This is a genomic window from Listeria aquatica, from assembly GCF_014223975.1.
GTDB classification, from domain to species: Bacteria; Bacillota; Bacilli; order Lactobacillales; family Listeriaceae; genus Listeria; species Listeria aquatica.
The window spans coordinates 133,784-156,609 of sequence record NZ_JAARRM010000004.1 but is presented as its reverse complement, the minus strand read 5'-3'; the positions used below and the strand labels follow the sequence as shown (position 1 = coordinate 156,609).

27 protein-coding genes are annotated in these 22,826 nt (G+C 39.1%); 12 read left to right on the top strand and 15 right to left on the bottom strand.

The window, feature by feature from the left end:
* Positions 1-19 precede the first annotated feature (19 nt).
* From rpoZ to HB912_RS10510, 3 genes are read right to left on the bottom strand one after another with little or no spacing between them, the layout of a single operon-like run.
* Positions 20-223 carry a DNA-directed RNA polymerase subunit omega gene (rpoZ, locus tag HB912_RS10520; RefSeq protein WP_115753733.1) on the bottom strand — a complete coding sequence of 68 codons (204 nt, stop codon included), beginning with the start codon at positions 221-223 and terminating at the stop codon, positions 20-22.
* 4 nt (positions 224-227) lie between these two features.
* Positions 228-842 carry a guanylate kinase gene (gmk, locus tag HB912_RS10515; RefSeq protein WP_185374411.1) on the bottom strand — a complete coding sequence of 205 codons (615 nt, stop codon included), beginning with the start codon at positions 840-842 and terminating at the stop codon, positions 228-230.
* Between the two features lie 24 nt (positions 843-866).
* Positions 867-1,742 carry a YicC/YloC family endoribonuclease gene (locus HB912_RS10510; RefSeq protein ID WP_185374409.1) on the bottom strand — a complete coding sequence of 292 codons (876 nt, stop codon included), beginning with the start codon at positions 1,740-1,742 and terminating at the stop codon, positions 867-869.
* Positions 1,743-1,874: 132 nt separating this feature from the next.
* On the opposite strand from HB912_RS10510, the gene HB912_RS10505 reads away from it, so the two are divergent.
* A complete protein-coding gene (locus tag HB912_RS10505; RefSeq protein ID WP_185374407.1) occupies positions 1,875-3,584 on the top strand; it encodes an Rqc2 family fibronectin-binding protein in 1,710 nt (569 codons plus the stop codon).
* Between the two features lie 33 nt (positions 3,585-3,617).
* Here the strand turns inward: HB912_RS10505 and HB912_RS10500 are convergent, their stop codons facing one another.
* The 11 genes from HB912_RS10500 to HB912_RS10450 all read right to left on the bottom strand — a co-directional run bounded on the left by HB912_RS10500 (position 3,618) and on the right by HB912_RS10450 (position 12,036).
* Positions 3,618-4,433 (bottom strand): acyltransferase, encoded by an 816-nt coding sequence (locus HB912_RS10500; protein ID WP_185374405.1) that lies wholly within the window; start codon positions 4,431-4,433, stop codon positions 3,618-3,620.
* Between the two features lie 139 nt (positions 4,434-4,572).
* Positions 4,573-5,682 carry an N-acetyldiaminopimelate deacetylase gene (locus HB912_RS10495; protein WP_185374404.1) on the bottom strand — a complete coding sequence of 370 codons (1,110 nt, stop codon included), beginning with the start codon at positions 5,680-5,682 and terminating at the stop codon, positions 4,573-4,575.
* 67 nt (positions 5,683-5,749) lie between these two features.
* The gene (gene dapD, locus HB912_RS10490) at positions 5,750-6,460 is read right to left on the bottom strand and encodes a 2,3,4,5-tetrahydropyridine-2,6-dicarboxylate N-acetyltransferase (RefSeq protein ID WP_185374402.1); all 711 of its coding nucleotides are present in this window, start codon (positions 6,458-6,460) and stop codon (positions 5,750-5,752) included.
* 45 nt (positions 6,461-6,505) lie between these two features.
* Positions 6,506-7,384 carry a transcriptional regulator CcpC gene (locus HB912_RS10485; protein ID WP_185374400.1) on the bottom strand — a complete coding sequence of 293 codons (879 nt, stop codon included), beginning with the start codon at positions 7,382-7,384 and terminating at the stop codon, positions 6,506-6,508.
* Positions 7,381-7,833, bottom strand: coding sequence for a cyclic-di-AMP-binding protein CbpB (gene cbpB / locus HB912_RS10480; RefSeq protein ID WP_036070979.1), 453 nt, complete (start codon positions 7,831-7,833; stop codon positions 7,381-7,383). The genes HB912_RS10485 and cbpB overlap by 4 nt, the downstream gene beginning before the upstream one ends.
* A gap of 177 nt (positions 7,834-8,010) precedes the next feature.
* Positions 8,011-8,241, bottom strand: coding sequence for a YkuJ family protein (locus tag HB912_RS10475; RefSeq protein ID WP_036070511.1), 231 nt, complete (start codon positions 8,239-8,241; stop codon positions 8,011-8,013).
* A gap of 181 nt (positions 8,242-8,422) precedes the next feature.
* Complete coding sequence (locus HB912_RS10470; protein WP_036070513.1) at positions 8,423-8,644, bottom strand: hypothetical protein; 222 nt, start codon at positions 8,642-8,644, stop codon at positions 8,423-8,425.
* A gap of 151 nt (positions 8,645-8,795) precedes the next feature.
* Positions 8,796-9,428 (bottom strand): DUF5105 domain-containing protein, encoded by a 633-nt coding sequence (locus HB912_RS10465; protein ID WP_185374398.1) that lies wholly within the window; start codon positions 9,426-9,428, stop codon positions 8,796-8,798.
* A gap of 9 nt (positions 9,429-9,437) precedes the next feature.
* Complete coding sequence (locus HB912_RS10460) at positions 9,438-10,022, bottom strand: hypothetical protein (RefSeq protein WP_185374396.1); 585 nt, start codon at positions 10,020-10,022, stop codon at positions 9,438-9,440.
* A 23-nt stretch (positions 10,023-10,045) separates the two neighbouring features.
* A complete protein-coding gene (locus HB912_RS10455) occupies positions 10,046-11,095 on the bottom strand; it encodes a glucosaminidase domain-containing protein (protein WP_185374394.1) in 1,050 nt (349 codons plus the stop codon).
* An 86-nt stretch (positions 11,096-11,181) separates the two neighbouring features.
* On the bottom strand, positions 11,182-12,036 hold the full coding sequence (locus HB912_RS10450; protein WP_185374392.1) for a YusW family protein: 855 nt from the start codon (positions 12,034-12,036) through the stop codon (positions 11,182-11,184).
* 220 nt (positions 12,037-12,256) lie between these two features.
* Between HB912_RS10450 and HB912_RS10445 the strand changes: the two genes are divergently transcribed.
* The 6 genes from HB912_RS10445 (at position 12,257) to HB912_RS10420 (ending at position 16,758) form a co-directional block, all read left to right on the top strand.
* Positions 12,257-12,586 (top strand): PadR family transcriptional regulator, encoded by a 330-nt coding sequence (locus HB912_RS10445; protein ID WP_036070519.1) that lies wholly within the window; start codon positions 12,257-12,259, stop codon positions 12,584-12,586.
* Entirely contained in the window at positions 12,579-13,061 is a 483-nt protein-coding gene (locus HB912_RS10440; RefSeq protein WP_185374390.1) for a DUF1700 domain-containing protein, read from the top strand. The genes HB912_RS10445 and HB912_RS10440 overlap by 8 nt, the downstream gene beginning before the upstream one ends.
* Positions 13,058-14,143 carry a DUF4097 family beta strand repeat-containing protein gene (locus tag HB912_RS10435; RefSeq protein WP_185374388.1) on the top strand — a complete coding sequence of 362 codons (1,086 nt, stop codon included), beginning with the start codon at positions 13,058-13,060 and terminating at the stop codon, positions 14,141-14,143. The genes HB912_RS10440 and HB912_RS10435 overlap by 4 nt, the downstream gene beginning before the upstream one ends.
* Positions 14,144-14,357: 214 nt before the next feature.
* Positions 14,358-14,591, top strand: coding sequence for a FeoA family protein (locus HB912_RS10430; protein ID WP_185374386.1), 234 nt, complete (start codon positions 14,358-14,360; stop codon positions 14,589-14,591).
* Positions 14,581-16,575 carry a ferrous iron transport protein B gene (gene feoB, locus HB912_RS10425; RefSeq protein WP_185374384.1) on the top strand — a complete coding sequence of 665 codons (1,995 nt, stop codon included), beginning with the start codon at positions 14,581-14,583 and terminating at the stop codon, positions 16,573-16,575. Before HB912_RS10430 ends, feoB begins: the two co-directional genes overlap by 11 nt.
* Positions 16,576-16,590: 15 nt before the next feature.
* Positions 16,591-16,758: a FeoB-associated Cys-rich membrane protein gene (locus tag HB912_RS10420; protein WP_185374382.1), complete on the top strand. Its 168-nt coding sequence runs from the start codon at positions 16,591-16,593 to the stop codon at positions 16,756-16,758.
* A gap of 41 nt (positions 16,759-16,799) precedes the next feature.
* Here the strand turns inward: HB912_RS10420 and HB912_RS10415 are convergent, their stop codons facing one another.
* Positions 16,800-17,036, bottom strand: a complete 237-nt coding sequence (locus tag HB912_RS10415) for a helix-turn-helix domain-containing protein (protein ID WP_221635710.1) — start codon at positions 17,034-17,036, stop codon at positions 16,800-16,802.
* Between the two features lie 118 nt (positions 17,037-17,154).
* On the opposite strand from HB912_RS10415, the gene HB912_RS10410 reads away from it, so the two are divergent.
* The 5 genes from HB912_RS10410 (at position 17,155) to HB912_RS10390 (ending at position 22,768) form a co-directional block, all read left to right on the top strand.
* A complete protein-coding gene (locus HB912_RS10410) occupies positions 17,155-17,886 on the top strand; it encodes an NADPH-dependent oxidoreductase (protein ID WP_185374381.1) in 732 nt (243 codons plus the stop codon).
* 72 nt (positions 17,887-17,958) lie between these two features.
* Positions 17,959-18,921 (top strand): mannose-6-phosphate isomerase, class I, encoded by a 963-nt coding sequence (gene manA, locus HB912_RS10405; protein WP_185374379.1) that lies wholly within the window; start codon positions 17,959-17,961, stop codon positions 18,919-18,921.
* A 162-nt stretch (positions 18,922-19,083) separates the two neighbouring features.
* Positions 19,084-19,839 (top strand): hydrogen peroxide-dependent heme synthase, encoded by a 756-nt coding sequence (hemQ, locus tag HB912_RS10400; protein WP_036070529.1) that lies wholly within the window; start codon positions 19,084-19,086, stop codon positions 19,837-19,839.
* A 243-nt stretch (positions 19,840-20,082) separates the two neighbouring features.
* Entirely contained in the window at positions 20,083-20,850 is a 768-nt protein-coding gene (locus HB912_RS10395; RefSeq protein ID WP_185374377.1) for an ABC transporter ATP-binding protein, read from the top strand.
* A complete protein-coding gene (locus tag HB912_RS10390; protein ID WP_185374375.1) occupies positions 20,837-22,768 on the top strand; it encodes an ABC transporter permease in 1,932 nt (643 codons plus the stop codon). The genes HB912_RS10395 and HB912_RS10390 overlap by 14 nt, the downstream gene beginning before the upstream one ends.
* Positions 22,769-22,826 lie beyond the last annotated feature (58 nt).

Sequence of the window (22,826 nt, the reverse complement as noted above, 5' to 3'; positions counted from 1 at the left end):
TTACATGCGGAGTTCATTTTTATACTTCGTGATCATCCAGAACGAGCTTACCGGCATAAATTTCCTCAAGTGCTTTACCGACATATTTATGTGATTCATAGCTTGGAAGAACACCTGGGTCATTCGTTGCTTGCATCTCGCGAGCACGACTTGCAGAAACCGTTACAAGCGAATATTTAGAATCAATCTTTAAAAGTAAATTATCAATCGATGGATATAACATCATTTTAAAATCCCTCCAGCATATTTTGGTAACGGTAAAGTATCCGTTCCGTTTTTAAATGTTCCGTTTCAACGATACCTTTAATTTTACGTACCGCCTCACTAACAACATCATTTACAACAGCATAATCATAGGAAGCCATCATTTCAATTTCAGCACGAGCTGTTTTCATACGCTCGTTAATGACTTCAAGCGGTTCTGTTCCCCGACCAATCAAACGGTTCTTAAGCTCCGCAAGATCGGGCGGTGTAAGAAAGATGAAGATTCCTTCAGGCATGCGTTCTTTCACCTTCATGGCACCTTTAATTTCAATTTCAAGAAAGATATCAACACCACTTGCTAGTTTTTCTTCTACGTAATCAAGAGGAGTGCCGTAATAATTACCGACATATTCCGCATATTCGAGCATACGACCTTCTTTAATCGCCGCTTCAAATTGTTCGCGGTTTCTAAAGTAATAATCGACGCCTTCTTTTTCACCTTCACGCGGTTTTCTCGTTGTCATCGAAATCGAATACTCAAATTTTGTCTCCGGATCTTTAAAAATGGCTTCTCGAACCGTGCCTTTTCCGACACCACTCGGACCCGAAAGAACGATCAACAGACCTCTTTCAGCCATGCTCTTTTTCCCTCATTTCTTCATCTATTCCACATTTTGAACTTGTTCGCGGATTTTTTCAAGTGTTGTTTTCATTTCCACTACACTTTGCGTGACTTGAAGAGACATCGCTTTTGAGCCCATCGTATTGACTTCCCGGTTCATTTCCTGAATCAAAAAATCAAGTTTTCTTCCAATCGCGCCTTCCTGCGTAAGTATACTATAAAATTGCTTCAAATGGCTAGCAAATCTTTCAATTTCTTCATTGATATCCGCTTTTTCTAGTAAAAGAGCGAGTTCACTTAGCACGATTTTTTTATCAAACTCCGCACCAACAAGCTTATTAAGCCGGTCTTCGAGTTTTTCACGATAAGCTTTTTCCATTTCAGGAAGTGCCGCTTTCACCGCTTCAAGCAAGCCCTCAAGCTTCACTAAGTGCTCCTTCAAGTAAAGCGCGAGTTCCGTCCCTTCTAGCGAGCGCATGTCATCCAGCCGAGTCACTGCTTTTTCTAAAACAGACGTAATAAGGGCAGGAAGCTCGGGGTCTGCTTCGCTCGATTCATTGACTGTTAAAAAAGCTGGATCACTGAGGAGCGCCTTGAAGTTCACCTCTTCTTGAATCGTATAGCGTTCCTTCGCTTGGCGTAAAAAACGAACATAATGGTCAAGCAATTCCCAGTCTACAGAAAGATGCTGCTGAGCTACTTTTGCCCCTTCAAAAGAAAAAAAGCATTCCAGCCTGCCTCGTTTCACTTTTTGTGCAACAACCTTTTTAAGTGAAGCTTCCATATAGTGAAACTGCCTTGGAAGTCTAAACACCGTTTCTAAATAACGATGGTTCACCGCTTTTAGCTCAATCGTCACTTTAAAATCTTCTGTTTCTTTTGAAGCACGTCCGAATCCTGTCATACTTTTGACCATGTATTTCGCCACCTCAATCCTTTTTTCACCCCATTATTATAGCAAAACTGCAGTTAAAATCCTAGTTAAACGTGAATTGAAAGATTTTATGCTACAATAGATGAAGACTACTTTGGAAAAGGAAGAAAAATAATGGCTTTTGATGCAATGTTCTTAAAATCAATCACTCAAGAAATCAAGGAAAGTGCCGAAAGCGGCCGAATTATGAAAATTCACCAGCCGTTTCCGCATGAACTGATTCTTTATATTCGTAAAAACCGCGAAAATAAGCGGCTTCTTATCTCTGCTCATCCGAGCTATTCAAGGCTGCAGTGGACAAGTGATATTCCACAAAATCCTGCTGAGCCTCCCATGTTTTGCATGTTGCTCCGAAAACACTTGGAAGGCGCAATTATCGAAAACATTCAGCAAATTCCAAACGAACGAATTCTCATTTTTGAAATCTTAAGCAAGGATGACATCGGTGAAAAGCGCTACGTTGATCTTTATATCGAAATTATGGGCCGGCATAGTAATATTACTCTTGTCGATCGTGAGAAAAAAACCATTATCGATTGTATTAAGCATCTCTCCCCCGCTCAAAATAGCTACCGGACACTACTTCCTGGAGCTCCTTATGTACTCCCTCCAGCAGGGGATAAAAAAAATCCTTTTGAAGTAACGCGCGAGGAATTTGAAGCGGAAAACTTTGAAGTTGGGGCGAATCTTTCCAAGCAACTGGTTGGAAAGTTCGCTGGATTTAGCCCACTTCTTGCGGGGGAAATCGTGCTTCGCTACCAAGAAACGAACGATTTATTTCAAGCCTTTTCAAGTGTTGTCGCTGAAACTAGCCGATTCTTGGGAGAAAATGCTTCTCCTAATGAATTTACTCGAGCGGGAAAAAGTGATTACTATTTTATGCCGCTCACGTCCGTTTCAGACCGCCAAATATTTCCTTCGCTGAGTGCGCTGTTAGACCACTTTTATAGTGGAAAAGCGAGGCGTGACCGGGTTCATCAAATGGGGCATGACCTCGAACGAATGCTTTCGACTGAAAAGGCCAAAAACGATCTAAAACTGCAAAAACTTGAGCAAACCCTAGAAGATTCGGAAAAAGCTGATCGCTATCGCATCATGGGAGAGCTTCTCACAAGTAATCTTCATCTCGTCAAAAAAGGAATGAAGGAAGTAACCGTTCAAAATTTTTACGAGGAAAATTCACCGGAAATGGTGATTCCGCTTGATCTCCAGCTTTCGCCGTCACAAAATGCGCAACGTTACTTTACGCGCTATCAAAAACTGAGAAATTCGGTTTCTCATGTCAATGAACAAATAAAACAAACCAACGAAGAAAATGCTTACCTCGAAGAAATTTTGTCGCAGCTAGAAACTGCTGAGCCCGAAGATGTAGAAGAAATCAGGCAAGAACTGGCGGAGGAAGGCTACTTACGACTTAAAAAATCCAAACAGCCGAAAAAGAAAAATGCCGCGCCAAAACTCGACAAATACCGCTCTTCAACCGGACTTTTGATATTAGTTGGAAAAAACAATAAGCAAAATGACTATTTAACGAATAAACTAGCACGAAATCAAGAATTGTGGTTCCATGTGAAAGATTTACCTGGGTCACATGTTGTCATTCAGTCAACTGAACCAGATGAAACCTCTATCCAAGAAGCCGCCATGATTGCTGCTTACTATTCAAAAGCGCGCCTTTCAGGAAGTGTGCCTGTCGATGCAACACTTGTTAAAAACGTCAAAAAACCAAATGGTTCTAAACCTGGATACGTGATTTATGACAATCAAACCACTTACTTCACAACACCAGACGAGGATACTGTGCTTAAACTACGTGAAGCTTAAACAAACCCTGCCGCACTTATGCGGCAGGGTTTGTTATTTTCCAATAAAAAATCGATTTTTAGTTTTGGTTTCCGCGAGCTGCTTCAAAAAAACAAGTCTTTCTTGTGGTGTTTTACGTGCATCCAGTGCGGCATCTAACTTGGCAAAAGAGAAGGTATCCGAATCCCGTTTAAAGCTAAAATCATCCGTTTCTTGAGTGAGTGAAGCTTCGGTTTCTTTTTCTTTAAAGGCATGGACGGCCGGTCTCATCCAAAAAACGTTGCGTTTCAACACTTTGGCAGGATTTCCGCCGATGCTCGCATTTGAAGGGAATTTCTTCGTCAAAACGGCAAAACCTGCTGCAATCGCCCCCGACCCGATTTGCGTTCCCTTCAAAAACTTTGCTTCCTGTCCAACCCAAACGTGATCGCCGATAAAAATACTTTGGCTCAAATTGAGACGCTTCTTTGTTTCGACATCATAAATCAAATGTGGATCAGCATTTCGGAACAATACATCATAAGAAAACATATTATCATCTCCAACGAACAGATGCTTTTGCTCCGAAAGAATAATCCGCGTTTGCCCATTAAAGGAATTATCTCGTCCAAAATGAAGCACATTGTCATGATGAAGATCGGCTTCAAGTTGATAAGGCCAAGCAGATTTCGCGAGATAAACCACGGAATTGTTTCCTGCAAACAGCAGTTTTGTATCCACGATTTTGGCTCCATCTTCTACAAAAAGTACATTCCCTGTTCCTTTAAAGCGGACGCTACTATTAAAAAAACAACTAGCTTCTGTTTGATTCAAATGAATGGTATTTGATTGAATGCTTGCGACATCTTGATAACTTTCCACTACTTCCAAGTTTATCCCTACCTTTATCGCTTCGATTTCACGCCTTTATCATACCATTTTTTCTGTTCGCATCTAAATGATAGCTCCTCTAACTAAATAAAAGACTTAATCTCACGATTTTTCGTACCTGAAAAGCTTGTTGTATAAGTTAACGCTTCAAAAATCCCGTCAAAACAGAAATCGCAAACGGAATTGCTTCTTCTTTAGGATTAAGTTTTGCATGGTGAAGTCCATACGGAGAATCCACACCTAGCCAAAACATCATACCTGGAATTTCATCTAGAAAATAGCCAAAGTCTTCTCCTGTCATCGCGGCACTTGCTTCCACGTAAGCATCTGGAAACTCCTGCTTAACGAATTCAACAAATTGTTTCGTTTCAGAAGCATGATTGTATACTTCAAGATAAGCCGAACCTGACAAAAACTCCACTTCACATTGAAAGGCTTCCTCCATGCCACGCGCTAGCGCTTTGAGGCGTGTCCAAATCAGCTCCATCGTTTCTTTCTTTGCGGTACGAATCGTCCCCTCAAGTAGCGCTGAACCCGCGATCACATTTTGCACATCACCGCCTGTGATTTTCCCTACCGTAATAACCGCCGCATCCATAGGATCCACATTCCGACTGATAATCGTCTGAATTTGACCGACAAACTGACTAGCCGCAACAACCATATCATTCGCCAAATGAGGATAAGCGGCATGCCCGGATAAACCTTTAAACGAAATAAAAAGTTCAGCAGTATTGGCAAACAAGAGCCCTTCTCTTGTCGCAATTTGTCCAACTTGATACTCTGGCGCGATGTGGAGGGCATAAATTTCGTCTGGGCGAAAATCTTCAAATTCTGCGCTTTCAAGTAGCGGCTTCGCCCCACCAGGGCCTTCCTCTGCTGGTTGGAAAATAAAGACCAAATGATTTTTCGGTTGATTTTTTGCAAAAAAAGCGAGCACGCCGAGTGCAATACTCATATGAAAATCATGCCCACACGCATGCATCTTTCCCTCATGTTTTGAAGCAAATGGTAAACCCGTTTCCTCTTTAATCGGAAGGGCATCCATGTCCGTTCGGTAACCAATCGTTTTTTCTGGCATAGTCCCGCGAAGTCGAACCAAAATCCCCGTGCGCCAAGTCCTTAATTCCAGAAAATCGCAGTTCAAGTTTTCAATAAAGTCGAGCAAGTAGCGCTGTGTTTGCACTTCCTCAAACCCAGTTTCCGGAATTTCATGTAGTTTTCTTCTAATCTCAATAAATTGATCCATCGCTTATTTGCTCCTTTTCATAAAAAAAGCCGGATTTAGCCTATCACGCCAAATCCAGCCATTTTTCTTATAATTGACGCAAGCCTTGCATGATCTCTGTTTTCGATGCCGTCTTTGCATCTAGCTCCTTAAGCACACGTGCTGGGATTCCTGCAACAACTGTTCCCGGCTCAACATCTTTTGTGACAATTGCGCCAGCTGCTACGACTGCTCCTTTTCCAACGCGAACGCCTTCTAAAACAACAACATTTGCACCAATCACAACGTCATCTTCAATCACAACCGGATTAGCGGATGGTGGCTCGATAACGCCCGCAAGCACTGAACCAGCTCCAATATGACAGTTTTTACCAACCGTCGCCCGACCACCAAGCACTACATTCATATCAATCATTGTGCCTTCACCAATCACAGAACCAATATTGATCGAAGCCCCCATCATGACAACAGCATTATCGTGAATGGTTACTTGGTCACGAATAATCGCACCAGGTTCGATCCGCGCATTAACCTTTTTAAGATCAAGCATTGGAATCGCTGAATTTCTACGATCATTTTCAATCACTGAGTCAATAATCTCAGCTTCATATTTTTTAAGAAGGGGTTCAATAACGGCCCATTCACCAAAAATAGTTCCCACTTCATCATGAATAAACGTTTGAACACCTTTTGGAAAATCTATTTTTGAAAGATTCCCTTTTAAGTAAACCTTGACAGGTGTGCTTTTCTCACTATGTTGAATAAACGAAATAATTTGATGCGCATCCATTTGTTCCATTAACTAATCCTCCTAAAGTTTCATCTTGCTTTAAGTTTGCCATAGCTACAGATGAGTTGCAAGATATTCATTCATCACTTTCATAAAAGCATCCACTTGCGGAAGTGCAAGCGATTGCTCATAGGCAAGCAAAGTCGTTTCTCTACCAAGAACAGAGCCATCTTTTTCAACAAGCGGAATCTCATTAATCCCTTCTGTATCCCCTAAAAGCGTGATTTCTGGCAAAATCGCAAATCCAATGCCATTTAATGCCATCTGCCTTGAGGTTTCCATTTGATCGACAAACATAGCTTGTTTCGGCATTTTGCCAAAATTCCGTTGCCAATAGTCTTGAATCACTTGATAATAGTTCGAATCACTTCTAAACTGAATAAACGGTCGCTCCGACTCAAAAACTTCTTCAATCCGCTCAATTTCCTGATCCACCAAAACGAGCTTATCCTTAAATAAGGGCTTTCTCACACTTTTCCAGTTTGTTCCCCCACGAACGATCCCAAAATGAACAACTCCTTGTGCAAGAAGCTGATGAACTTCACTACTCCAACCTGTTTGCAGAGAAATCCTCACTTTCGGATAACGCGCTGAAAACTCCTTCAACACCCGTGGTAAAAACGACTGAGCGACAACGCTTGCGCATGCAATTCGTAGCGTTCCGCGAACCACGCCTTCCATTGCTTCCAAGTTTTCCTGAATCTCACGCTCTTTTTCAATCACACTGGCCGCATGCTGAACGATCGCTTCCCCTTCCGGTGTTAGTAACAGTCCTTTTTGTGTCCGTACAAAAATCTTGGTGTTCCATCGGCTTTCAATCGTTTGTAGGCGCTGAGAAAGAGCTGGTTGGCTTAAGAAAAGCTTTTCCGCACTTTTTCGCATATTAAGCTCATCAGCGAGACAAACAAGCAGTTCATATTCTGTTACAATCATGTTCTATCCTCCACTTTAGAATGAATAAACCGGTTCACTTGTTTTAAAATAACACGCCGAGTGAGGATCCCTTGAAATTCTCGTTCCTCATTTACAACACTGATAAAAGGAGCATCAACAAGCATACTAACTACACGTTCAGCATCAAAGTTTTCTTTAACAACAGGAATATCCGTTTGCATAACATCTTCTACTTTCATCGTTTCCAGTCGTTCAAATTCAATCTTTTCAAGCCCTAAAATGGCTTCTGTAATCATTGCTGCACTGATTAAGCCATAAAGTTTAAAATTATAATCCAAAACAGGAATCACAGAATAACCGCATTTTGTTAATACTAAAAGCGCATGCTCTAAGTTATTTCCAAGCTGCACATGAGCGACTTTTTCGGCAGAGATCATATTTTCTTCAAGTTGATTCTTTATAAAAAATCCAAATTGATTTGAAATCATTTTCATCTTTCCTCTTCTCAAGTATTCTCTTGAATCTTTTTCTCTTTTCCTTCAAACGCTTCCACTTAAACACTCGCTTTCATTTTACCATAGTCAGTTGATGATTTCCTCTCTAATAAATCTTTTTTCGGGCAAAAAAAATACTAGAACAGAAAAATCTGTTCTAGTTGTTTCTGCTTAATTTTCTTGTAGAGCTTCGAAAATTTCAATTGCTGTCATATCAATATCATCAAAATTATACTTACTGTTTGAATCGTGAATTTCGATTTCAAAAGACTGAGAAGGCTCGAAATATTTTACCTCGCAAATCACCTTTCCATCTTTTTCAAATCGTCTCGATTGTGTTTCAGCAGCATCATCGTTCTGCATGGCCTCCAACCGTTGAATTATTCCTTTTAACTGAGACATAGTACATTCTCCTCTCAAAATCCACCTGATGAGTTTTCCTCATCCACTACTTAATAATACTATCAAATTTTAGCGCAAATCACACCCAATAAGCAAGCATTCTTTCAAAATTTCACATAATATTTTTTTAGACTGCATGAAACAAAGCAAAACCGCCTTGATTTTCAAGGCGGTTTCTCTATTATTGATCTGTTTTTTCATTTTTAACAGATTGAAGTCTTAACTTAACAGCTCGCATAATGGTTTTTTTGCGATTAAAACCTTTTACACAAATAGTTTCAGAACCAAGCGTTACGAACACTTCTCCCCATGAGCCACATGGATTAAAACCATACGCATGCACTTTTAGCAAACCTTCTCTCGTTGGGAAAAACAACATTTCATAATTTCCAGCCTTTGACATTCGCCAAACTCCTTCCTCCTACAATTTGAGCAACTAGCGATTGAAAATGATTCTCAATTATTATAGTCTTCATTTTACGGGAAAGAAGCAAAATATGCAACTTTTTCTTCAAAAAAGAGGAGCTTGTTCGGCTTAAGCTCCTCTCTTTCCTTTACAATCCAAATGCCGCATAGAGTTTCTCAAAAAATTCTGTTTCATTCTTGATCTCCCACTTTTCATGATTATCCTCATCACGTTTTAAGCGAAGTGTTACTTTCGTTTCCTTTTTCTTAGCTGGACTGTTTAAATAAATATACTCAAGCATTTCAAAGCTCGTTTGATTAACTAGTTTTTTCATCTCATCATCTGTACTATCAGCCGTGATTTTTGATTCCACGTTTTTTACTAGTTCATCCGTTTTGGCTTGTACAGCTTTATCATTTAAATCAAGCCCCTTAACATTAACTGAAACTACAGCTTCTTTATTGCTTTCTTTTTTCACATCAACCGTATAACTCGTTGTTTTCTTTAAATGAGCAATAAATTTTTGATTGAGTTGGGTGATTTTTTCTTTCTCAACCCCACTAAGTTCGCTTTCAACAGATGTCACGAATTCATTTTCATTTTCTTTTTGGATCCGCGTATCATCGAGTCCATAAATCTCTTGTAATTCTGGAACATCTTCTTGATAGATATAACTGTCTACAAGCGCTTTTGTCGATACATCTGCTTTTTCAGGGTGACTACAACTGGCTAGCAGAAAAATCGCAGCACATAATATACCGAAAAAAATACCTTTTTTCATTTGTTCCTCCTAGTGATGACTCTGATTATAATTTTTCTTTTCTTGGATGATTTTTTGACGCTCTGAATCTGAAAGATTAGGATCTCCCAATTTTTTCCCGTATTCCCGGTTTTTCTCTCCAATTTCACGGCCTCTTTGGCTGGCACTTGTTGTTGCATCGCTTTTAGAATGAGTTGATCCATTACTACCAGAGGTACTATTTGAACTCCCCGTTTGCGGAGCTTTGTCTGAACCGCTTGCTGCTTGATTTCCCCCTGCAGACTGAACAGGCTCTTTGTGTGTGACTTTACTTTGCTCAGATTGCTTGCTATTTTCAGCAGCTGCTACTTGCGCTTTCTTTTGTTCAGCCGCTTTTTTTGCTTCCGCTTGTTTTTTTGCAACTTCTTGTTTTTTCACAGCAACTTTTTCTGTATGGACAGCCTTTACTTTCGATTCTACTCGCGAACGAATTGAATTAATTTTTGTTTGAAGAGCTTCCCGCTGTACTTTTGAAAAACTAGAAAGTGGAGCTGCTTCAACGGGCTGAATGTGACTCAACCCAAAAAAGATTCCTGCTGCAAATACTAAAAACCACATTCTTTTTTTCCTTTTCATGGTGTTTTCCTCCTAAATAATAATTATTTTAACCAATAGTCCGGGGTATAAAATACCTTTTTCCTATTTGGATAATATGCACTTTTAAGTCCATTTTTAGATGGATAATGTCGTAAAGAAGTTTTTGGATTATAAGTAAATAGGCTCCCTCCATTTAAACGCGGAGAGTCCCACCAAATCGAAAAGGCTTTAACCGTCCCAGAAAACTTATCTGTTCCTTTAACCGGCTTCAACCCGACTACCATGGAATGATAGATATAACCACTCATCCATTTTCCATTCACTTGGACACTTGTCTTATACCAATACGAAGAATATTTTCGCACCTGAATTTTTGTCCCCGTTCGCCACATTCGAAGTGGAGTTTTATCATTAAAATTCGTGCTGTGAAGAAGCGGAGCTCCGTCTACAACACTCGCCTTGATACTCGTTGAACTTTGTTCAGCATTAAATGCTTCTTTGTCCCAAGCATCCAATTGATATTGCTTAATCAATGAAATCAGTTTGTTTGCATATTGTGGATCTGTCGCATAACCGTCTTGTTTCAATCTGTTTGCGACAAGTTGATAGTCTTTCACATTAACAATATTTTTATAGCGTGATTTCTGTAAAAATGCTCCGTGGTCTTCAGTGCTTACATTTTTATTTGGATATTTACGAAATTTAGCTTGTATAGTGATCCATTTTCCATTTTGATATTCAAGCGTTGGCATTACAACATATTGCCCTTTATAATCCCCTTTAACTCCAAATAGATTATGAGCTCGCGTGGCAAGTTCTGATTTTCCCCAGCCACTTTCAAGAATAGCTTGTGCACTTGTAATAGAAGGTAAAATTTTATATTTTTTCCATCCACTGATAGACCCTTGCTTAATACTTGCTAGAAAAGCTGATGTATTTGTTGCAGCACGTGTTTCTCGCGCTTCAGTTGTAGAATAATAGCCTGGACCTAATTCACTGTTCGGTTTTAAAGTAGCTATTTGATTTTCTTCCGCTAAGACCGGCTGCAATGAAAGAATGGATGAGAAAGCTAAAAAGCAAGTAAGCAAACTGATGATAAGTATTTTTTTCATTACTTCTCCTTTTTTTATGAGAAAATGACTCGATCGATTCAATCGAGTCATTTTCATTTGTGTATCTATTTTAAAGATTGAATAGCTTATTTAATTTTAAATTCAAATTCGGATTTGTTTGGGAATTCTACTTCATATTTGAATTTCTTGAAGTTGTTTTTTAGTTTAAGTTCGCCAAGTACGTGACTTACGATTTGGTTTTTATTTTTAGACTTCATATTGAAATCAGCAAAGATACCTTCAATAATGCGTTGTGCTTTCGCACCTTTCACTTCTACGCCAGTGAATTCATTTTCATATTTCGCTTCAACTGTACCATTTTTCTTCACTTCATATTGTAATTCAACGTCAAAGTTTTTGTACTCGATGTCAACATCAAGTTCTTTAACTGCTAATTTACCTGTAGAAGGTTTCACAGTTTCATTGTTGTTCGAGTTATCTTCGACATCGCCACCTGGTTCAACGATTGTTCCATTGTCATTTCCTTCTTCAGTATTGCCTTCGTTTTCTCTATCCCCGTATCCGCCAGTATATTCAGTACCGAAATTAATTTGCTCATTCCAAGCTTTATCTACATAAATTACTTTCAGACTCTTATTGCTGCTTGCTGCGATACCGCTCAAAATTCCTTTTAGTTGGTAAGTATACGCACTTACACCTTGAGCAATTTTTGCTGCTTGTGCTTTTGAATAACCTGCATCTACCCAAGTAGCCGCCTTCGTCAATTTGTTATAAACTGAGTCAACATTTTTTGCTGTTAGCGTGATTCCTGTTAGTGTTTGTAAGTCTGACTTGCTGAAAGTCTTGATTGTTTTGTAAGCGTCCTGATAAATAGTGTTTCCTTCTACGCTTGCTGCTTCCGATACTACTGGTGCGAGTGTTGCTACCCCCATTGTAAGAGCTAGCCCTGTTGCTGCTGTAACTTTAACTAGTTTGTTCATAATTGTATTTCTCCTTTATGGTTTTATAGTTTGCATAGTATTGTTTTATTTATACTAGCTGAATTAACTATAACTTGAATAAATAAAAACGTCAACCTTTTTCTACTATTTTTTTTATAATAGTATTTTAGTAATTGCCTTAAAGTATTGATAATGCTATACTTATAACTACCTAAACTAATATAAAAAAATGAATAGTATTTCGCAGGAGGAATAAAGAATGCGTCCAACCGCTCAATTTAAAAAAGGCGTTTTAGACATTTGCGTGTTGTACTTATTACAATACAGTGATCAATACGGGTACGATCTTACACAAAAAGTTAACAAACACATCCCGATTACTGAAGGTGCGCTGTATCCTTCTTTGCGTCGACTTGTAAAAGATGGTTATTGTTCCACTTATTTGCAAGAGTCTCCAAACGGTCCTTCCAGAAAGTATTACCATATCACAAACACAGGCAGAGTTTATTTACAAGACATGCTTGAGGAGTGGGACCACTTTGTTACAAGTTTTAAAGACTTACGAGAGGAAGCTGATCAACATGGATAAGCAAAAATTTTTAAAAGAATTGAATAAAGCAGCTTCAGGTCTTCCGAAAGAAGAACGTGAAGAACTTTTACAATACTATGATGAATATTTGACTAGTGCATTATTAGAAGGAAAAAGTGAAGAAGAGATTCGACAAGAAATTGGTTCACCTACTCAAATAGCGGGTGCCTTTATAGAAGCAAGTAGTGAAGAAGAGATTGAAAAAAAGGCCTATAAACGCGTGGCAAGAATTGGCTGGCTAAAGCGAACAGGTATTTCTACCTGGTTTGCTTTTCTAGCGTGCCTCCTTTTTCTTTTCTTGTTCGGGGGAATTGCAAGTATTGTTTTTCTCGGAATTGATGTGATTTTGTTTCAACAAATTCATGTTTTCCAAATTTTTATGGTCCTATTTTCCGCGGGAATTAGCTACTTAGCCTTCTTAGTACTTAAAATTCTCTACAAATTCTATCTCACACGAAAAGGACGATTTTCATGAAAAAACAAATTGGAATTGCTTTTATACTTATTTTCATCGGACTTGCCGGTTTAATTGCCTGCTTTATAGCCAAAAATAGTCAGGATATTGGACAAAACTATTATAAAGAGTGGAACATTTCAGCGAATCAAACCAAAAATCTGCAGATAAGCAGTGAAAAAGATACTGATTTACGTGTAAAGCGTACCTCAGATAACAAAGTTAGTTTGCGGGTAGAAGGAAAAATGGCGAAGGCCGAAGTGAAAGACCTTAAGGCTCTAACTGGAACAAAAAACGCTTTTCATTTAACACTAGGAACAAAGCACAACTGGCTTGAAAAATGGCACCGCCCTCATTACGGAGTTCAAAAAGTGACTTTGCTGATTCCTGAAAGTATGTCACTTGGAGAACTGAAAGCAGATTTGAACAAAGCCAATGTTCGCTTGGATAAAGTACAAGGAAAGAAGCTTGCGATTACTATTTATGATGGTGAAGTGATCGGCTCACATGGTCGCTTTGATGTCACTAAAATTGATACAAAGAAAAGTTTAACGGATTTGAGCTATTGGGATGGGACTATCTCGATGTTTTCTGAAAAAGGCGATCAATTTCTTAAAGACTCATCAGGCAATTTTACATTACAAAATCAATCGGGGTTGTCTCAAGTTCATCGTCACGGGGGAACAAAGGGAGAAATTCTTAACTTCTCTGGGAAAGTGATTGCAACGGAATCGCACTTGGATCATTTAACGATCAATTCCACTGAAGGAACGGAAATCGTGCAGGGCCTTCGTGGTGATCTTCTTCTCAGTACGAAGAAGGGAAAAAGCATTTTGCGGGATAATCGCGGTGAGCAGCTGGTTAGTAGCGAAAACGGTGATGTGATTGTGAGTCAAACCCATTTGATGAAAAAAATGAATGTGAAAAGTAAGAAAGGGCTAATTAAGTTAACTTTAAACAAGTCCTATCAGAAGCAGCCTATCACAATTAATGCCCCACTCGGTTCAGTCGAATCTGATTTTCACTGGCAATCCAAGCAAAAAAATGCTCGGATCGTATTAACAACAACGAAAGGTGAGATTAAAGTTTTTCAGGAAGAATAAAGCTACCTTTGGAAAACTACGCTACAAAAAAGTAGCGTAGTTTTTTCTTCGCACAAATTGCTATAGCCTCTCCCCACTTTCTCATTAAAAATTAGGGTTTTAACTATTTTTTCAAAATCTCTATTAAAAATTCTTCATCTTTTTTCGCTTTCGTGATAAAATGAACTTGAATGATAATGATTCTCAGTAGATGGGCAACATAGGAGGAAAAAATATGCAACTGAATGAAGCAGCTGTTGGTGATCACGTCACGATTACGCATTTAAATGTTTCAAGCGACTTGCTTAAAAAACGGCTTCTTGCACTTGGGTGTGTGGAAGGTTGTGAACTTTGTATCAAACAAAAGGGGTTTTTTCGTGGTCCCTGTACTTTCGAAACAAAGGGGCAACACATTAGTATCAGAAACTGCGATGCCTGTGAAATCATGGTAGAACTTCATGGAAAATAGCAGGTACTGTTTACTTGGCAATCCCAATACGGGGAAAACATCTTTATTTAATGCACTTACTGGTTCTTATGAATACGTGGGGAATTGGAGCGGTGTCACGGTTGAGAAAAAAATCGGAACGCTACACGGGAAAAAAGGCAAATTAGTCGATTTACCTGGCGTTTATGATTTAAATCCGATTTCGCGTGACGAAAGCGTCGTTGCTCGCTTTTTATATGAAGAGTCTTTTGATTCTATGCTCAATATTGTAGATGCTTCACAAATTGAACGAAACTTGAATTTGACGGTGGAGCTACTCGAATACGGAGCACCTGTCGTTATGGGACTTAACATGGTGGATGTGGCTCTTTCTCGAGGAATTAAAATTGATATCCCGCGCCTTACAAAAATACTCAAGATCCCTGTTCTTCCTGTTATTGCTCGCTCGGGAAAAGGAACGAACGATTTGCTTTCGGCTCTTACAGAAAAACATCCCGCGCCTCAAAAACCTTTGCTTCTGCAGTACGGCGAATTAGTGGATGAAGCTATTTCCAAACTTTCTGGGTTATTTTCGGGTATACGCGTAAAGAAAGAACAACGCTGGCTTGCCCTTCAGTTTTTGAGTAAAAACCCTGTTATTCACGAAAAATTACAAGCAGAATCTTTTTATGAACAAGCGGAACAAATTCGACTTGAAGTCGAACAAAAGCTTGAAGTTCCACTTGCCGAACATATCCATAAAGTTCGCTCTGCTTTTATTGCAGATATCTGTTTAGAAGCTGTTACTTACACGAAAAAGGCACACCTTCCTTTTTCTGATAAGCTTGATAAGCTTTTCACGCACCGTTTTCTCGGGATCCCAATTTTTCTTGCCATCATGTGGCTTGTTTTTCAAACCACCTTTGCTTGGGTTGGAACGCCCATTTCTGACTGGCTCGACAGCATTATCAATGGTCCTTTCAAAGAAGGTGTCGCAAGTTTTCTCACTTCAATCGGAGTCATTGATTTTCTCGTCAAACTTGTCACTGATGGTATCATTGCCGGAGTGGGCGGTGTCCTTGTCTTTATCCCACAAATTTTGATTATTTTCTTTTTCATTTCGATATTAGAAGATTCCGGTTATATGGCACGAATTGCCGTTGTCATGGACCGGATCATGGAACTATTTGGGTTGAATGGGAAATCGTTTATTCCCATGATTATTGGATTTGGTTGTAATGTTCCTGGCATTATGGCCGCTCGTTCGATTGAAGAATCCAAGGAACGAATGATCACGATTTTAATTACACCATTTATGTCTTGTTCCGCACGACTTCCTGTATATGCTTTATTTGCCGGTGTTTTTTTCGCTAAATATCAAGCGCTTGTAGTGTTGTCACTTTATGTGATCGGAATCATTATGGCTCTTCTCATTACAAAGCTACTATCAAAAACGATTTTAAAAAATGAAAACTCTGTGTTTGTCGTCGAATTGCCACCCTACCGCATCCCTTCGCTACGCACATTATGGCGAAGCACTTGGGAAAAAGGAAAAGGTTTTCTCAAGAAAGCTGGAACATTTATCTTTGCTGGTTCAGTGCTCATTTGGCTACTTAACTATGCAGGCCCTAGTGGCTTTGATGTTCCAATGGGCCAAAGCTTCCTAGCTATAATCGGCGGGTTTCTTGCGCCAATTCTTGCACCTCTAGGTTTTGGAACTTGGCAAGCTGGAGCCACATTAATTCCAGGTTTTCTTGCAAAAGAAGTTATTATTTCAACCATGGCGATTATTTATTCGGTTAGTGAAAATAGCCTAACCCAAATCGTCACGCAGTTTTATACGCCTCTTTCTGCTTATGCCTTTATGTTATTTATTTTACTTTACATTCCTTGCTTGGCTACTGTTGCGGCGATTCGAAAAGAAACTTCTTCCTGGAAATGGACGATTTTTGCAATCATCTACCCGCTTGTAACAGCTTATGTACTCACACTGATTTTCTACCAAGTAGGACGTTTATTTTTCTAAGAAAGGATGACAAAAATGCTTACTCTTTTACTCAATATCTTGCTTGGGGCATGCATTTTCGGCTACACCGCCTATGCACTCATTCGTTTTGTAAAGCGTAGCAAGAAAGGCAAGTGTGCGGCCTGCGAACTTGAAGAGACTTGTGAACATGAAACTTCTTTACCTCGTCATCTAAAACCTTAATAAACAAAACCGGAATTTGGCGAGTAGGCTAAATTCCGGTTTTATTTGTCGTAAGGACGATACTTATCTCGAAGAGCCGTTTGCTTTTCGCGTCGAAGTTCAAGGTCTATCCGGTGAAAGAGCGTCATCTTTCCTTTCTTGCAGGAAGGAATCTTATGACGTTTGGCTAGTGACAAAAGTGCTTGCTTGGAAATCCCTAAAAACGCTGCTGCTTCTTCAGATGTCAAAAAAGTTTCATTTAACCACATTCGATCTTTTTCTTGCGAATTTATTTCCATCCGAGCACCTCTTCTCTTTTCTAGTTTAGAAAAACAAACGAGTTTTTTCAAGTAAATCATTAACAGTTTCCAAAAAAAACGCTATACTTAAAGAAAATATACAGATGAGGTGATCGATTTGAATCCTGTTATTCTTCAAATGATGAAACATCGCTCCATTCGTTCTTACAAAGCGGATGAAACCATTCCAGATGAAAAGCTTGACCAAATTATTCGAGCGGCGCAAAGTGCGCCTTCCTGGATTAACGGTCAGCACTATTCCATTATCGGTGTAAAAGATAAGTCACGAAAGCAAAAGCTTGCAGAATATACCAAAAATCCTTATGTGGCTGATTGCTCTGTTTTCCTCGTTTTCGTTGGCGATTTTTATCGTGTGGAACTTGCAAGTGAAAAACATCAAAAACACTTTACAACAAGATCAGAGGAAGACTTGCTGCTTATCGCTTCTGTTGATGTTGGACTAGCTTGTCAAAATGCGTTAACAGCTGCTGAAAGCTTAGGCTACGGCACTGTTTGCATCGGTGGAATTCGCCGCAATATTTCGGATGTAGCAGACTTTCTTGGACTTCCAGAAATGACGTTCCCAATTGTCGGTCTTTGTATCGGGGTTCCAGATCAAGATTCACCTGTGAAACCGCGTCTACCTAAGGAAGCTGTTTATTTTGAAGAAGTCTATCAACCGGACACTTTGCCGCTTCTTGAAGCCTATGACAAAACTATTATTCCCTTCTCAAAACGCGAGGGAAGCATTGGATTCACAGAACGAATGGCAAATTTTTATGACAAACCTTATTATAGCGGGATTACAGAGTTTTTGAAAAAGCAAGGATTCCTAAAGGGTTCCAAGTAGCTTTTTTACAAAGGTTAGTATATACTTTTAATCGAAAATGAGCTTTAATGGCTCAAATTTGGAGGTTGAACGATGGAAAAGGAAGCACTATTTTTAAAACCTGTTTTTCAGGAGCGCATATGGGGCGGTACGAAGTTGCATGACTATTTCGGCTATCAAATTCCGACAGATAAAACTGGTGAAGATTGGGCCATTTCTGCTCATCCAAATGGTCCTTCGACGGTGAAAAATGGGACCTATCAAAGGGAAACTCTGGATACACTCTGGAAAACGCACCCCGAACTTTTTGGAAATCCAAGTGAGCCTGTTTTTCCTCTTCTCACTAAAATTTTAGATGCGAATACGGATCTTTCCGTGCAAGTGCATCCCGATGATGCCTATGCGAAAGTACATGAAAATGGAGAACTTGGGAAAACAGAGTGCTGGTACATTATTGATTGCGCAAAAGATGCGGAAATCGTTTATGGGCATAGCGCAGATTCGAAAGAAGCCTTTACCGAGATGGTTCAAAATGGCGAATGGGACAAATTACTCCGCAAAGTAAAGATTAAACCAGGTGATTTTTATTATGTTCCTAGTGGAACGATTCATGCGCTTGGAACAGGTACGCTTGTCCTAGAAACTCAGCAAAGTTCGGATACGACTTACCGGGTTTACGATTATGATCGCACGGATAAAGATGGAAATAAGCGAGAACTTCATCTTGAAAAAGCGATTGATGTGACGACGATTCCGCATGTAGATGCCAAGCTAGATATTCAAACAGAACAACGTGACCATGCGTCAATCACAACCTTTGTTTCCAATTCATTTTTCAGTGTGTATAAATGGGAAATAGCTGGTAAAGCTTCATTTGAAAAGATAGCTCCTTATACACTTGTCAGCATTTTAGATGGCAAAGCGGAACTTATCATTGATGGCAAAGCGGAAACTATTCAAAAAGGGGATCATTTTATTTTACCTTATGCCGTTACAGATTGGACAATTGATGGCAACGTGACAGCTATTGTTTCAACACCCCCACTTCATCATTAAGTTTCTAGCTCCTCTTCGGGGGAGTTTTTTTGTGGATGATTTCCTGAGCCTTTTTCACTGTGGTAGCCCCACCTCCTGTTCCAGTCATGAAAAAAGACATTGAACTCGAGGTGTGATAAAATTAACATTAAGTGAAATAACATACATAAAGGAGTGTCTTGCATGAATGAAGCTGTAAAAACGTTAGATGGTTGGTACTGTCTACATGATTTCCGCTCGGTAGATTGGACGAGCTGGCGCGAACTTTCAGAAGCTGAACGGTCGCGGATTTTAACGGAATTTAGTAAATTTCTTTCTGAACTTGAACTAACTAAAAATATTGGGGAAGGCGAGCAAACTTTTTACTCTATTGTTGGCCAAAAAGCCGATTTTGTCTTTTTCTTGCTTCGCCCAACGCTTGAAGATATCAATGCGATTGAAAATCGCTTGAACAAACTAGAAATTGCAGATTTTCTTATTCCAACTTATTCTTATGTTTCGGTTGTTGAGCTAAGTAATTACTTAGCGGCGCACATGGCAGGTGACGAAGATCCATATGAAAATAAACACGTTCGTGCGCGTCTTTATCCAGAGCTTCCACCGAAAAAACATATTTGTTTCTATCCGATGAACAAAAAACGTGAAGGTAATGATAACTGGTATATGCTCGACATGGAAGAGCGTCGCCGAATGATTCGCGATCACGGTTCAATTGGTCGAACTTATGCAGGTAAAGTCAATCAAATTATTGGCGGATCGATCGGTTTGGATGATTACGAATGGGGCGTAACTTTATTTGCAGATGACGCGCTAGATTTCAAACGAATTGTAACAGAGATGCGCTTTGATGAAACAAGTGCTCGATTTGGCGAATTTGGAGCTTTCTTTGTTGGAAACCTCCTTCCACTAGAAGAAATTGAAGCTTTCTTTAAAATTTAAAAGATACAGGCACGTGTCCCGTAGCGGGACGTGCCTGTTTTTATTTTGGAGGTTGAATCAAGACGTTGCCACACTGATATTTTTTACGCTACAATAGAGCAGAAAAAAGCTTCAGCATTCAAACAAACTAGCCAAGATGACGAATTTGTAAGGGTGGCGTGTCTTTTTGTCATCTTATAAGCAGGCAGAATGATACGTTTTGCAGTAAACTGATACTGGAGATCTTTTTAGGAGGAAGCTATTATGGAACCCGTTTTAGAAGCCAAACATGTTCGTAAAGTTTACGGAAGTAAGGGAAATGTGTATACTGCACTCGCGAACATCAGTCTAGAAATATACGAAGGCGAATTTGTTGGAATCATGGGGCCTTCTGGTGCTGGAAAGTCTACACTTTTGAATGTGCTTTCAACAATTGACCAACCGACATCCGGCGAAGTAATGATTAACGGTCGTGATTTAGAAGACATGGATGAACAGGAAATGTCTTTATTCAGACGTAATCAGCTTGGCTTTATTTTTCAAGACTACAATTTACTGGATACTCTTTCACTTCGCGAGAATATCATTTTACCACTTGCGCTTGCCAAACATTCAGTTGCAGAAATTGAAGAACGTCTTGATTTCGTTGCTGATGTTTTTTCTATTCGGCCTATTCTTGATAAATATCCAACCGAAGTATCTGGTGGGCAAAAACAGCGCACCGCTGCAAGCCGAGCTATTATTGCAAACCCTAATTTAATTTTTGCTGATGAACCCACGGGCGCGCTAGATTCAAAATCAGCAGCGGATTTGCTTGAAAGTTTTTGCAGTCTTAATGAAGAAAGAAAATCGACCATTTTGATGGTTACTCATGACGCTTTTGCAGCAAGTTTCTGTAAACGGATTTTATTTATTACAGATGGAGAAATTTATACAGAAATTTATCGTGGATCAAAAACTCGCAAAGAGTTCTTCCAGAAGATTTTAGATATTTTAGCTAAACTCGGAGGAAATATGAATGACATTATATGATCTAGCTAGAAAAAATATTAAGCATAATTTTATCCACTATTTTCTTTATTTTGCTTCTATGAGTTTTTCTATCATGATCTACTATACGCTCGTGGTTCTTTCCAAGGATCCGACTGTGACGGCAAGAATTAATCGCTCTGAACGGCTATCAGCTGCTTTTACAGCGGCTTCTATCATTCTATTGATTTTCATCATTATATTTATTTTATACTCCAATAATTTTTTTATGCGTAAGCGAAAAAAAGAAATTGGGCTTTATAATCTGCTTGGTCTGCGAAAATTCGAAATTTCTCGGATGCTTTTTTATGAAAATTTTATCATGGGGATTGGCTCCCTCGTTATAGGCATCATTCTTGGAACTTTTCTTTCCAAGCTTTTTGTAGCCATTTTATTACGCCTTATGAACGATGCCCTTCCAAGTAGCTTTATTTTTTCTTGGAGTGCCGTTATCAATGCTAGCCTTGTTTTTGTTTTAGTAACCCTCATTACTTCGCTTCTCAGTTTCTGGACTATTTACCGAAATTCATTATTAGATTTATTTCATTCGGAAGCAAAACGTGAAAAGGCACTGAAACCCTCACTTTTATGGACATGTATCGCCCTTGCTTTCATCATTACCGGCTACGTCATTGCTTTGCAGCCATTAACTGTCCAAAATTCGATTTGGAGCATACTTGGGGTTCCCCTTACGTCTTTACTTATTTTATTTTTCACCATCGTGGGCACTGTTCTTTTCATTAGTTTTTTCTTACCATATTTTTTAAAAAAATTACGCACTCGAAAAGCTTCATTTTATCGTGGGACGAATCTTGTAACAAATGCACAGCTTTCTTTTCGCATCTCTTCAAATGCCAAGACGCTCTCTGTCATTGCGATTTTAAGTGCCATTACGCTTTCTGCAATAGGAGCCATTGGCAGCGTTTATTATAACATCAATCAAAGTGTGCAAAAAGAAGTTTCGACCTCATTTGAATATACGATTCCATCAGATTCTAAAAAAGCAAACAAAGCACTAGCAGTTGTTGAGTCAAATCCTTCTCACCCTGTTACATTTAAACAAGCAACTACTATCTATCTTTTGAAACCAGATATGCCTACAAAAAAAATAAACGATATTTTCCTTTATGAAGATCAGTTTCAGGTGATGAGTGAAAGCCAATATAAACGGCTCTTCCATGAACTTTATCCCAAGGAAATGTCTATAAATTTAGGTAAAGAAAAGGCGCTTTTCATTTTACCTACGAGTGTAGCTGAGCTAGACAAAATAAATCAAAAGCCAGCTACGATTCATCTTGGCAAATCAAATACTTTTCAAGTGAGTTATGATAACCGCTCGGTCTTACAGAGCCTATATGGTGGTATCCTCGTTTTACCTGATGGGGCAATCAAATCACTTCATCCAGAAAAATATCTTCACATCCAGTCCATTAATATTTCAAATGAAAAACAAGCCTTCGATCTCAGTAAAAAACTAGAAGCGCAGCTTTCCTCAGATGCTGATCTTCTTAGCTATCCTGAAACATATCGTTATGTCATGAACACTATGGGCGTTTTATTATTTATCGGATTGTTTATTGGACTTGTTTTTTTAGCGGCAACAGGTTGTATTATTTATTTTAAACTTTTGACAGAAGCCTATAGTGACAGAGAAACTTATGTCATTCTTAAAAAAATTGGCGTAACAAGAAAAGAAATTCGCTTCAGCATTGCAAGACAAGTTCTAATTATTTTTCTGATTCCACTTGTTCTTGGTATTATGCATAGTAGCGTTGCTCTACTTTGTTTAGCCAACTTAATAGAAGTGGACTTAACACGTCCTGTTATTCTAACCACAGTGATCTATACCTTGATGTATATTATCTATTATCTCCTAACCGTAAACAGTTACACTAATATCGTGATTGGGAAAAACAAATAAAAATTCTCTCCAAATTGCGCCTTCACTTGACACAATTTGGAGAGAAATAAAAAAACGG